General features: G+C 40.0%; 9 protein-coding genes. 6 read left to right on the plus strand and 3 right to left on the minus strand.

Annotated features, from left to right (window positions below):
* Positions 1-32 precede the first annotated feature (32 nt).
* The 6 genes from leuS to IMO47_RS07105 all read left to right on the plus strand — a co-directional run bounded on the left by leuS (position 33) and on the right by IMO47_RS07105 (position 9,307).
* The gene (leuS, locus tag IMO47_RS07080; RefSeq protein ID WP_196077150.1) at positions 33-2,669 is read left to right on the plus strand and encodes a leucine--tRNA ligase; all 2,637 of its coding nucleotides are present in this window, start codon (positions 33-35) and stop codon (positions 2,667-2,669) included.
* Positions 2,670-2,880: 211 nt separating this feature from the next.
* Positions 2,881-3,414 carry an LPS assembly lipoprotein LptE gene (gene lptE / locus IMO47_RS07085; protein WP_196077151.1) on the plus strand — a complete coding sequence of 178 codons (534 nt, stop codon included), beginning with the start codon at positions 2,881-2,883 and terminating at the stop codon, positions 3,412-3,414.
* Positions 3,415-3,418: 4 nt separating this feature from the next.
* Positions 3,419-4,411, plus strand: a complete 993-nt coding sequence (gene holA, locus IMO47_RS07090) for a DNA polymerase III subunit delta (RefSeq protein ID WP_196077152.1) — start codon at positions 3,419-3,421, stop codon at positions 4,409-4,411.
* 120 nt (positions 4,412-4,531) lie between these two features.
* Positions 4,532-5,890: a MacA family efflux pump subunit gene (locus tag IMO47_RS07095; RefSeq protein WP_196077153.1), complete on the plus strand. Its 1,359-nt coding sequence runs from the start codon at positions 4,532-4,534 to the stop codon at positions 5,888-5,890.
* Positions 5,891-5,892: 2 nt separating this feature from the next.
* On the plus strand, positions 5,893-7,881 hold the full coding sequence (locus IMO47_RS07100; protein ID WP_196077154.1) for a MacB family efflux pump subunit: 1,989 nt from the start codon (positions 5,893-5,895) through the stop codon (positions 7,879-7,881).
* A gap of 22 nt (positions 7,882-7,903) precedes the next feature.
* On the plus strand, positions 7,904-9,307 hold the full coding sequence (locus IMO47_RS07105; RefSeq protein WP_196077155.1) for an efflux transporter outer membrane subunit: 1,404 nt from the start codon (positions 7,904-7,906) through the stop codon (positions 9,305-9,307).
* Between the two features lie 37 nt (positions 9,308-9,344).
* On the opposite strand, the gene IMO47_RS19590 is transcribed toward IMO47_RS07105, so the two are convergent.
* The 3 genes from IMO47_RS19590 to IMO47_RS07120 all read right to left on the minus strand — a co-directional run bounded on the left by IMO47_RS19590 (position 9,345) and on the right by IMO47_RS07120 (position 12,525).
* Entirely contained in the window at positions 9,345-10,013 is a 669-nt protein-coding gene (locus IMO47_RS19590) for a DUF6708 domain-containing protein (RefSeq protein ID WP_347339643.1), read from the minus strand.
* Positions 10,014-10,466: 453 nt separating this feature from the next.
* Positions 10,467-11,459 carry a DUF6708 domain-containing protein gene (locus IMO47_RS07115; RefSeq protein ID WP_196077156.1) on the minus strand — a complete coding sequence of 331 codons (993 nt, stop codon included), beginning with the start codon at positions 11,457-11,459 and terminating at the stop codon, positions 10,467-10,469.
* Positions 11,460-11,535: 76 nt separating this feature from the next.
* Entirely contained in the window at positions 11,536-12,525 is a 990-nt protein-coding gene (locus IMO47_RS07120; protein ID WP_196077157.1) for a hypothetical protein, read from the minus strand.
* Between the last annotated feature and the right edge of the window lie 159 nt (positions 12,526-12,684).

Here is a 12,684-nt window from a genome sequence, read left to right on the forward strand (position 1 = left end):
AGTTTTTTAACCATTGTTCTCAAAATACGTTTATGACTACTCACATTGATCCTGAATATCAAGCTAGTGCGATTGAACCTCAAGTCCAGAAAGACTGGGAAAATCGCAAATCGTTTAAAGTTGCTGACACTGTAGAAGGTCCACGTCGTTATATCCTCTCGATGTTCCCTTACCCAAGTGGCAAGCTGCATATGGGTCATGTGCGTAACTATACAATTGGCGATGTGATTAGCCGTTTTCACCGTCTCAAAGGTGAAACCGTCCTGCAACCCATGGGTTGGGATGCTTTTGGCTTACCTGCTGAAAATGCAGCAATCGCACATCAGGTTGCGCCTGCAAAATGGACATTTGAAAACATCGCCTATATGCGTGACCAATTGAAAAAACTTGGTTTGTCTGTTGATTGGGACCGCGAATTTGCAACATGTACACCAGAATATTATCACTGGGAACAATGGTTATTTGTCCAACTGTATAAAAAAGGACTGATTTATCGCAAACTCTCTACAGTGAACTGGGATCCAGTTGATCAGACCGTGCTTGCCAATGAACAAGTTGAAAATGGTCGTGGATGGCGTTCAGGTGCATTGGTTGAAAAGCGTGATATTCCAATGTACTACTTCCGCATCACAGACTATGCGCAAGAATTATTGGATGACCTCGACACACTCAAAGACGGTTGGCCACAACAAGTATTGACCATGCAGCGTAACTGGATTGGTCGTTCAACTGGGATGGACATCACTTTCCCTTCTGCAAATCCAGAAGTTTATGCAGATGGTTTGACGGTTTATACCACACGTGCTGACACTTTAATGGGTGTGACCTACGTTGCGGTTGCTGCTGAACACCCAATGGCGCTGAAAGCTGCTGCGATCCAATCTGAAGCTGGGCATCCTGAACTTGCTGCATTTATTGAAGAGTGCCGTATGGGTTCAGTAGCGGAAGCAGACTTAGCGACAGCTGAAAAGAAAGGCATGGCAACCGGCTTGTCTGTAAAACACCCTGTAACGGGTGAAGAAATTCCAGTGTGGATTGCCAACTATGTATTGATGTCATATGGTTCAGGCGCGGTAATGGCTGTTCCTGCACATGATGAACGTGACTTTGAATTTGCCAATAAATTTAATTTACCAATCAAGCAAGTCATCGATGCCAAAGGTACAGACGATGCTGAATATTCGGCTTCAGAATGGCAAGAATGGTATGGTTCTAAAGAAGGTAAATTGGTCAACTCCGGCGAATTTGATGGCTTAACATTCCAAGCTGCTTTTGACGCTTTTCTAGCAAAATTAGAACCACAATCATTGGCAAGTTCTAAAGTCCAATTCCGTTTACGTGACTGGGGGGTTTCTCGTCAGCGTTACTGGGGTTGTCCAATTCCAATGATCAACTGTGACAAGTGCGGTCAAGTCACTGTGCCTGAAGACCAGCTCCCTGTTGTTCTTCCGACAGATGTTGTACCAGATGGTTCAGGTAATCCTTTAAACAAAATGCCTGAATTCTATCAAACCAAATGTCCAAGCTGTGGCGGTGATGCGCGTCGTGAAACGGATACTCTGGATACGTTCGTTGAATCCTCTTGGTACTATGCGCGTTATGCTTCTCCTGATTTCACCGGTGGTATGGTAAAACCTGAAGCTGCACAGTCATGGTTGCCAGTGAACCAATATATTGGCGGTGTAGAACATGCCATTCTTCATCTTCTTTATGCACGTTTCTTTCATAAGTTAATGCGTGATGAAGGTGTAGTACACGGCAATGAACCATTCACCAACTTACTGACTCAAGGCATGGTATTGGCAGATACGTTCTACCGTGAAGCTGAAAGTGGTAAAAAAACCTGGTTCAACCCTGCCGACATTGCGCTGGAAAAAGACGAAAAAGGTCGCATACTTTCTGCCAAATATAATGGTGATGGACAAGAAGTTGTCATTGGTGGACAAGAAAAAATGTCGAAGTCGAAAAATAACGGCATCGACCCACAAGCGATTATTGACCAATACGGTGCGGATACTGCCCGTGTATTTATGATGTTTGCTGCACCGCCTGATCAATCATTGGAATGGTCTGATGCTGGTGTCGAAGGTGCAAACCGTTTCTTAAAACGTGTTTGGCGCTTGGTTGCTGGGTTCCTTGAAAAAGGCAATCCTGCAACTGCGATTGATACAGCCAAGCTTTCAACAGAAGCGCAGGATTTACGTCGTAAAACTCACGAAACCATTCAAAAAGTAGGTGATGATATTGAACGTCGTCATGCGTTCAATACTGCCATTGCAGCATTAATGGAATTACTCAATGCCAGCAATAAGTTTGAAGCCAAAGATGACAATGATATCGCGGTTGAACGTGAAGCAATTGTTACCTTGTTGACTTTGCTTGCGCCTTTTGCACCGCATTTGAGTCAAACCTTATTGGCTGAGTTTAAAATTGACTTAACTTCAGTATTGTTCCCGACTGTTGATGAATCTGCCCTCACTCGCAATACTCAGACTATCGTAGTACAAGTGAATGGTAAGCTTCGCGGCAAATTAGAAGTGTCAGTAGATGCATCGAAAGATGAATTGTTGACCTTGGCGAAAGCGCTTCCTGAAGTTCAACAGTTCTTGACGGGTCCAACCAAGAAAGAGATTGTTGTACCGAATAAATTAGTGAATTTGGTGGTTTAAAAAGCTTTTAAGCCTCCCTTTCTAAAAGGGAGGCTTGGAGGGATTTTATGAAAAAATCTCCCCTAACCCCTCTTTAAAAAGAGGGGGACTAAATGCAATAAACAAAACCCAAACAAAGCCCGTTGTCATTCAACGGGCTTTGATTCTAAAATGTGGTCAATTTATCAAGATTAAATATTTCATACTTTATGGAATATCATGAGGACAAAGCATGCATTTGGTTCATCGTGTTGCAGCAGTTGTATTAACTTTGGGTCTGAGTGCAGGCTTAGTCGGTTGTGGCTTTCATTTAAAGGGAACCAATACGCAGGCAACGCCTTTGGTCTATACCAAGTTACAATTGGTTCTGCCTGAAAATACTGAGGATCTTGAGAAAAAACTCAGCGTCTATTTGACTGCAACAGGTGTCCAACTGAGCAATGCAAACGATGCCTATGTGTTGCGTGTACTGAGTTACACTCCTGTACGTCATGAGCTCAATGGTAAATTGGTTGAAACCTTACTGCGTCTCACCGTGACTTTCCAGATTGAGGACAAACAAGGCAATCCAATCACTGAACCTCGCACCTTGACGGCCTCTCGTAGCTATCAATACGATGTTGCAACAGTCAATACCGATGACCAACAGTATAAATATTTAAGTCAGATTTTGATTGATGACATTGCTCAACAGATGTCTCGCCAAATTGCAGCCAACCGCTTGCCTAAAGCACGAAATATTTCGACTCAACCGGTAGCACAATAAGCTTATGAAACTTGACTATTTACAAGCCCTTAAACGTGTTGATGAAGCGAGAGGTGTTTGGATTTTACATGGTCAAGAGCCTCTGTTAGAGCAAAATCTGTTAGATGCTTTAAGAAAAAGTTGGGCAAAACATGAGGTTGAACGCCAGCGACATGATTTAAACAGTGTTTCAGACTGGAAAAATGTCTTTAATGCCTTAAACAGTCTGTCTTTGTTTTCACAACATCTTGCACTTGAAGTCCATGGCAACATCAAACCAGATGCCAATGGACTGAAGCAGCTCAAACAGTATATCCAGCATAATGAACATAATCTGCTGGTGATCGTGATGCCGAAACAGGATTCGAGCAGCTTAAAATCTGCTTTCTTCCAAACCGTTGAAGCCAATGGTGTAGTGGTTGCATTGACTGCAAATTACCCTCAAGACCGTCAGCGTATTTTGGCGATTGAAGCGGAACAACTTGGCATTCATCTCAATCAAGATGCCTGGGTATGGCTTGAACAACATCATGAACACAATTTATTGGCTGCTAAAAACAGTCTGATGCGTGTTGCTGATACATTTCCCGATCAAAAACAGATTGAAATCGACCACTTACAGCAATGTCTACAAGATCAGTCCCGTTACAGCACTTTTGATTTAAGCGATGCACTGATTGCTGGAAATTTAGCTTTAGCCATTAAGATTTTCCAATATCTGTTGGAGTCTGGTGAACCTGATAGTCTAATTTTATGGACCATCAGTAAAGAAATGCGTCTTTTGATGCAATTGTATGAACAACCACAAAATGCCTTACAACTCGGCATTTGGAAAACCAAAATTTCATTGTATCAACAAGCACTTAGACGTTTAAATCCGCAATCTTTTTTAACATGGCCTAGCCTTTTATTGCGCATTGATGCGGCCATTAAAGGCCTCAGCCAAGAAAAACCAGAACATATCATCCAACAGTGTATTGCGGAGTTGTGTGGCAAGTCTTTATTTATCAAAGCTTAAATTTCAAGTATCAATTTTAGCTAGAATAATTCTCATTTCTATTTATTATAAAAAATTCACGCTTTATCCTTAATTCATCATTATAATTTGATCAATTTTTCTCTCAGCCTCATTATTGCTATGCCAAAAATAAAACCAGCCAAAGCCATTTTCATAGCGGTCTGTGTAGCGATCGTCGCAGCAATCGCATGGTACACATTAAAACCAAAAAATACACAGCCTCAGTATATTACTGCTGAAGTGACACGTGGAGATATTGAAGATTCTGTACTTGCCACCGGTGACTTGGAAGCAACCAAAATGGTGAGTGTGGGTGCACAGGTTTCTGGTCAGGTCAAAAAAATGTATGTCAAGCTGGGGGATCAAGTCAAACAAGGACAATTGATCGCACAAATTGATTCTGTACGCCAAACCAATGATTTAAAAACAGCAGAAGCCAACATTAAAAATCAACAGGCTCAATTGACCACTAAGCAGGCCACTTTAGCCAAAGCAGAGGCTGAATATAATCGTCAAAAGAATATGTATGCACAGGATGCTACGTCTAAGGCTGATTATGACAGTGCCTTGGCTGCGTTTAAGACAGCACAAGCCGATATTGCATCGATGAATGCGCAAATCGAACAATCCAAACTGACTCTGGCAACATCACAAGAAAACTTAGGCTATACCCGTATTGTTGCACCGATGGATGGTACTGTGGTTGCGATCGTGACTGAAGAAGGTCAAACCGTTAACGCCAACCAAAGCGCTCCAACAATTGTCAAGCTTGCTAAACTTGACACCATGACCATCAAAGCCCAAGTGTCTGAAGCGGATGTCATGAAAGTTCAAGAAGGACAAAAAGTCTATTTCACTACACTCGGTGACAGTGAGAAAAAACGTTATGCCACGCTTCGTCAGGTAGAACCAGCACCAGAATCAATCAATACCGAAACAACCAGCAATTCGTCTTCATCTTCATCAAGTACAGCGATTTATTATAATGCGCTTTTTGATGTACCGAATGATGATGGCAAGCTTCGCATTGATATGACTGCTCAGGTTTATATTATTTTGGCGGAAGCTAAAAATGCGTTGACAGTTCCAGCAGCTGCGCTTCAGGCTTCGAATCGTCCGCAACGTGCCAACAAGTCGAATGGTCAATCTGGTGCCAATTCAAATCGCCCTGCTTCTTCTGCCCAAGGACAAACACGTAAAGATGGTCAAAATCCTGCGGATCGACCTGAGCGCCTTGAATTAACCGCAGATGAAAAAGCATTGGTGGATCAAGGTAAAGCATCGGTTGCAATGGTTCGTGTTTTACAGGCTGATGGCAGTGCCAAACGCAAACAGGTGTTGATTGGTTTAAACAACCGTGTTTCCGCAGAAGTGTTGCGTGGTTTGAATGAAGGCGATCAAGTGATTCTTGCCGATGGTTCAGACACGTCGAATGATTCTGCAAAACGTAGCAACAGAAATGGCCCAATGAGACTCTAAGCATGGATCAGAACAATCATCAGATCAAACCTCTACTGGAGGTCAGCAATCTGATACGTGAGTTCCCTGCGGGTGAATCCACCATTCAGATTTTAAAAAGTATCAATTTAAAGATTTATCCAGGCGAACTGGTTGCCATTGTCGGTCAGTCTGGTTCTGGTAAATCAACATTGATGAATATTCTAGGTTGTCTGGATCAGCCAACTTCGGGAAGTTATCAGGTGAACGGGCGCGAAACCCGTAAACTTGAACCCGATGAGCTTGCTCAGTTACGTCGTGAGTATTTTGGCTTTATTTTTCAGCGCTATCACTTATTGGGTGATTTGAATGCTGCCGGAAACGTCGAAGTTCCTGCAATTTATGCTGGTATGGACCCATCCGTTCGTCAAAAACGCTCGCATGAAATCCTGACTGATCTTGGACTCGGTGAAAAAACTGAAAACCGCCCAAATCAACTTTCAGGCGGTCAACAACAGCGTGTATCGATTGCCCGTGCCTTGATGAACGGTGGTGATGTTATTCTTGCCGATGAGCCTACAGGTGCATTGGATAAAAATAGCGGTATCGAAGTGATGCGCATCTTGCGCGAACTCAATGCCAAAGGCCATACCATCATTTTGGTTACCCATGATATGAATGTCGCAAAAAATGCGACACGTATTATTGAGATCAGTGACGGGAATATTATTGCCGATAAGCCAAATGTTCCCGAACATGATGATGAAATTGAGGTTGTTGCAGATGCAGAACCCAAATCAAGCCGGAAAAAGTCTTCCCGTTGGCGTTCAGCACTAGATCGTTTTGCTGAAGCCTTCCGTATGGCTTTGCTCGCTATGAATGCACATCGCATGCGTACATTCCTGACCATGTTAGGGATCATTATCGGGATTGCCTCCGTGGTATCTGTTGTTGCCCTCGGAAATGGCTCACAGAAGCAAATTCTGGAAAATATCAGCAGTCTGGGTACCAATACCATTACGGTCTTTCAGGGGCGAGGTTTTGGTGACAACTCCAAGACAGCTCAATTTAAAACCCTTGTGCCCGCAGATGCTGATGCTTTATCTGAACAGCCCTACGTAGAAGCAGTCAGCCCAACAGTTAATAGCAGCGTTACAGCTCGCTTTAAGGATACAGAAGCAGCAGCCACCGTAAATGGTGTCAGTGCCGACTTTTTTAATGTTAGAGGTTTAGAATTTGTCTCAGGTCAACCTTTTGACAAACAGAGTGTGACTCAACGTGCGCAGGATGTTGTCATTGACTCGAACACGAAAAAGACTTTCTTTGCTGATGGCACTGACCCGTTAGGACAAGTAATTTTATTGGGAAGTGTTCCAAGTCGAATCATCGGGGTGATTGATGCACAACAAGGCTTTATGAATTCTGACAGCCTGAATGTCTATCTCCCTTACTCAACTGTCATGAGTCGCATGTTAGGACAATCCAATGTACGCAGCATCATTGTCCGAGTCAAAGATACCTATCCTACTGCTGTGGCTGAAAATGCCATTTTAAGCCTGTTAGAACAGCGCCATGGCGCACAAGATGTCTTTACGCAAAACTCTGACAGTATCCGTCAAACCATTGAACAAACCACGCAAACCATGACCCTATTGGTATCTGCGATTGCGGTCATTTCACTTGTGGTTGGGGGAATCGGCGTAATGAATATTATGTTGGTTTCCGTGACTGAGCGTACTCAGGAAATTGGGGTACGTATGGCGGTGGGTGCACGACAAAGCGATATTCTGCAACAGTTTTTGATTGAAGCAATTTTGGTGTGTATTTTAGGCGGAATATTGGGTGTTTTACTGTCTTTAGGTATTGGACAGTTGATCGGACATATTGCCAAAGGCAGTTTCCAAATGGCGTATTCAAGCACGTCGATCATCGCCGCATTTGTATGTTCAACTTTGATTGGTGTGGTGTTTGGATTTATCCCGGCACGAAATGCCGCACAGCTGAATCCTGTCGATGCACTTTCACGTGAATAATCTGAGAATAAGGAAAATATTAATGCAAATGAATTTAAGCAAACTTGCAACAGCCTTGATTCTTGGAAGCTCACTGGTGGGATGCGCTGCTGTGGTGAAAACCCCATATGAAGCACCTGCGGTACAAATCCCCAATGGTTTTGCTTATGACAAAGCAAAATCTCAACAAGTTCAAGCAGACCTTTATGCAGACCAATGGTGGACCCTGTTTGGCGACACGCAACTCAATCAATTGGTCAATCAAGTGATTGAACGTAATGCTGATTTGGCTGTCGCAGGGATTAATCTACAAACTGCACGATTAAGAGCTGGGTTAGCACGAGATCAACAAGGACCTCGTGTCAATTCAAGTGTTTCAACGGGACATAGCTTTGATCTCAACTCGGGGGATGATGCTGCCAAAGGTCTGTCACTGGGTGCAGGGGTAAGTTATGAAGTCGATTTATTTGGTAAATTGGCACGTCAGACTGAAGCCTCTAAGTGGGAGTCTTTAGCCACTGAACAAGACTTGCAAGCGACAGGACAAACCTTAATTGGTACAACCGCAAATTTATACTGGCAATTGGGTTATTTAAATGAACGCTATAGCTCTGCACAACAAAGTTTAGCCTCTACCCAAAAAACCTATGAATTGGTACGCACTCAATACCGCGCAGGTGCTGTTTCAGGGCTGGATCTAACCCAAGCTGAACAGTCGGTGCAAAGTCAGAAAGCAAGCTTAAGTCAGATCGAGCAACAGCGTGTTGAAGCACGTACTGCTTTGGCGGTGTTGTTGCAGATTCCAGTACAGCAGCTGAATATTCAAGAACCCCAACAGTTGCCGCGGATTCGTTTACCTGAAATTGCGGCAGGATTGCCCGCAGATATTTTGTCACGTCGTCCAGATTTGAGAGCTGCTGAGTTACGTTTACGTGAGTCTTTAGCCACCAAAGATGCAACCAAAGCAAGTTATTACCCATCGATCAGCTTGACTGGAAATTTGGGTTCAACCAGTACCTCTCTGACCAATTTACTGAAAAATCCAGCACTTACTTTAGGTGCAAGTCTAAGCTTACCGTTTTTGCAATATAACGACATGCAAAAGAATTTAAAAATCAGTGAATTGGACTATGAAAAAGCCATCGTTCAATACCGCAGTACCTTATATCAAGCTTTTGCAGACACGGAAAATGCTTTATCGAATCGAACTGAATTAGATAAACAGGTTGCTCTACAGCAAAAAAATCTTGAGCTTGCAGAAAAAACTGAACGTCTGACTGATGTTCGTTATCGTAATGGTGCGATTGCCTTAAAAAATCTTTTGGATGCGCAGGAAACAACACGTAGCGCTCGTTTGGCTTTGGTACAGACCAAACAAAGCCAGTACAACGCTTATGTGACGTTGATGCAGGCTTTAGGTGGTAGTCCGATTAAGCAGTTGCCTTAAAAGTTTGTTGAGATAAGAAAGTCCCTCGGGGGCTTTTTTATTTGATTATTTTTCCAAAAGTATCGAGTTGGTATGTTGTCGAAGCGTCAACTACATAGGGGTCTGTAGCATCAACCTGGCATTCATTTTCCACATGTTGAGACCATTTCGGCTGTTTATCAGCACGAATAAATTTATTCCGAGTTGTGCCTAAAATTTTAATCATTACTCTTGAGTAGAATGATCGAATTTCACTTTGATAATCTAATGCAACAATTTCCTGACTGGTTTCTAAAGACTCAGGCTGTGCTTCAATATTTAAACAATAGCTTAATTTCTCAGGTACTAAACGAGGACTCGTTTCTACTGTATGTTTATTAAAATAAAGCTTTTCAGGTCCATTATTCATATACTCTTTGATAAACTCCCATATTTCTAGTGTCTCTTGCTTTTTATGCTTACTCAGTGCAAAGGCAAAGGTGTAAGTAATCAAGCCATTGTTATCCTTGATAAACCCCTTGATCTCCCAAAAAGTGCCCTCGTAGCCTCCCAGTCGATGATTTAAAATAAAATCAATCTTCTCCCAATCTCCTGAAAAGATTTGACCACTGACATCGTAAACATAGACTTTTTGATTTTTTCTATTGAAGCGGATTGGATAATAGTTATAACCTAATTTTTCATACTTTTTAAAATTTTGATAACCTTTATAAAAAACATAAAAAATAAAAGAAAATAAAGCTTAAAAAATCATGATCATATTTGATCAAATTTACATAAAAAGTAAAAATCCATAATGATAATATAATGGGCATACCTAATAGTAATACACCAAGCAAATTAAAATAGGAATTGCCTTTTAAAAAGAAGCTATTATTCACACACTCCATATAGGTGGAATTCATTTTAATAAAATGATAGCCATGAAACACACTTGATTTATAAGCTATTTTCTTAGCAAGAATATTTTGCTTTTCTTTAGGTGTTAGGTGCCTAGCATTCTTATACACTGGATATTGTAATGTACCATTGAGCATATTTGACCTATTCAATATGGTTTAAGATAAAATCACCTTCTCGTACTTTATCTGCTATCTTTAGTTTTTAAACTGAATATGTATAAAGCTTCATTATTCATGTTGCTTCTCCTTTATATAAAAACACCACTCCCCAATAAGATTCATTTATCCTTTATTTCAAATTCTTTAAACTCATAATTATCACGATAAGTGATTTCTTCTTCTCGAATTTTATCCATTTCATTGGCTTTAACTACATCTGAATGCCACACTGGTAGAGGTTTAATTGTTAAGAAAATTCGTCTTGCAATCAAATTACAAAGGTCAAATGGAAATGCAAAATAGCTCGGTAATGGATTATTGAAATACACACATCTAAAAGATCTCCATGTATCTTGAATACTTTCTTTTGAACCCAGCATACGTTGACAGAAAGTTAATTGTTTCAAAGGGTCAATTGTGCCATACATAGGATGTGGATGTGGTTTTAGTTCGTCCATACCATGTTGCATATAATGACAAATAAAGCTCCATAACCCCAGTGACGCACCATTGCCTATTTTTGGGAACCCGATCAAGAATGTATCCTTTAAAATACCATCTTCAATGATATGTGCTCGAAGTTCATAAATTGGCATCCCTCCTAAGCCTTGCGATGTCCCTAAAGCATAAGTTACATCTAACCAATGTTTTTCTAAATATTCTTGTTTATTGATATAGAAATACGCTTTTTGAGTATTGCGATTAAAAATAATCGGTCGACAAATCGGTTTTCCTTTGTCATATTTAAATAATGGTCTTAAAAAACCAAATAGCGCAAGTATTAATCCAGATGAAGCCATTATTAGAAAAAATAAATAAAAACCTACTCCACTATCTGAAAATGGATTAAATATTGTATGAATTAAAAGAATAATCATTGCAAGTAATGCTGGACTAGCCATAAAAAAGGGGCTAAAACCTTTCCCTAATCTTGCATAATACTGGTCAATCAATTCAATATAATCATGATTCATTCTTAAAAAAGACCAGTTATGATTTAAGTCATGTCGATCTTGCAAGGTTAAAACGTTTTCTATATCCACTACATCTATAGGAATATTTTTCTTAAATTCATCATAACCAAAATAGTAATTTTTCTCTTTTATGTTCATTTTTATAGCGTTAGCCTAGACTTAGGCTGTCTCCCAGTTTCCGTTAAAGATTAAATCCACTGTGTATGGAGTCTGATTAATCATGCAGTTTCTCTTTCACACTCAAAAAACTAAACTTTAAATTGTCTTTTGCTGTCACACTATAGGGATCATTTTCATCTACAACATGCTCCTTTTTCAGTGCTTCACTCCAATAAAATGGCTTTGAAAAAACAACTGTGATTCGTCGTCCAAAGAACCGTACAAATTCAGGTACTGCAAAAATAAGCGCATAGAGTGGTGTCTGAAAATGATTGATAAATACGGTTTGCCAACTTTGCTTAATGGATTCTTTTTTCTCTTGAATATCATAGCAATAGGTTAATCTACTTTTATAATCTTGCTCAGGGTCGTCTATCCCTTTTCTGTAGTACAACGGTTCAGGTCCCTGCTCTACATAAGTTTTGATAAATAATAAAAAGCCTTCTATATCGTCTTTATGAATATTCGGTGTACCCAACTGTGTATCATGTTTTATCACTTCTCCATCAAGGATATAGGCATGTAACTCATAGAGTGGCAGTCCAACGACACCTTGCGATTGAACGATATCAAAATACAAATCATCTAATGAAAATTGAGTGATGCTATTCCCATCGGAATATACGGTCATTTTCTTTTTATGTCTATGTATCAAAACTGGTAAATAAAGAGGCTTTAAAAAATCAAGTTTCAAAAAAGGAATTAACATTGTAATAAAAACGTATAATCCACCAAATGCTAGTAATATAGCGCTCGAATAAGTAATAATTTTTTCATCTTCAACACCATCACTTAAAGTAAAAAATAATAGATAAATAATTAATAGAAAAATAGGCAAAGCAAAAACAGATAAAAATATTAATATTTTACCCTTCCACACATAGTTTCTATTTGTGAGTTCAATAAAGTTAGAGTTCATCTGAACAACTGAAAAATTATGATTGAACACTCGTTTCAGTTCAAAAGTATCCAGCTTAAAAAGTTGATACTTCTTTACACGTTCTCCAACTTTGGTACGAGGAACGAAATACCATGGATTTTTCATTTTAAACCTATTTTATTTAGTACAAACCAAATTACTGAACAACGCTAATATCATTAAAATATAAATATTTAAAGACTCAATTCAGTTTTTAATAAGTCTTCTTTATAACATGCCAATTATCAGTTAAGATAAAAACTAAAATATTGATAGTCTTATTTA

Source organism: Acinetobacter sp. Res13-Abat-PEC15-P4-01, assembly GCF_015676285.1.
GTDB lineage: Bacteria > Pseudomonadota > Gammaproteobacteria > Pseudomonadales > Moraxellaceae > Acinetobacter > Acinetobacter nematophilus.

What these genes read in the sequence shown, in the direction of transcription:
- IMO47_RS07115 (WP_196077156.1), bottom strand. Translation starts at nt 11,459, where the DNA reads ATGAACATAAAAGAGAAAAATTACTATTTTGGTTATGATGAATTTAAG.
- IMO47_RS07095 (WP_196077153.1), top strand. Translation starts at nt 4,532, where the DNA reads ATGCCAAAAATAAAACCAGCCAAAGCCATTTTCATAGCGGTCTGTGTA.
- IMO47_RS07105 (WP_196077155.1), top strand. Translation starts at nt 7,904, where the DNA reads ATGCAAATGAATTTAAGCAAACTTGCAACAGCCTTGATTCTTGGAAGC.
- lptE (WP_196077151.1), top strand. Translation starts at nt 2,881, where the DNA reads ATGCATTTGGTTCATCGTGTTGCAGCAGTTGTATTAACTTTGGGTCTG.
- IMO47_RS07100 (WP_196077154.1), top strand. Translation starts at nt 5,893, where the DNA reads ATGGATCAGAACAATCATCAGATCAAACCTCTACTGGAGGTCAGCAAT.
- leuS (WP_196077150.1), top strand. Translation starts at nt 33, where the DNA reads ATGACTACTCACATTGATCCTGAATATCAAGCTAGTGCGATTGAACCT.
- IMO47_RS07120 (WP_196077157.1), bottom strand. Translation starts at nt 12,525, where the DNA reads ATGAAAAATCCATGGTATTTCGTTCCTCGTACCAAAGTTGGAGAACGT.
- holA (WP_196077152.1), top strand. Translation starts at nt 3,419, where the DNA reads ATGAAACTTGACTATTTACAAGCCCTTAAACGTGTTGATGAAGCGAGA.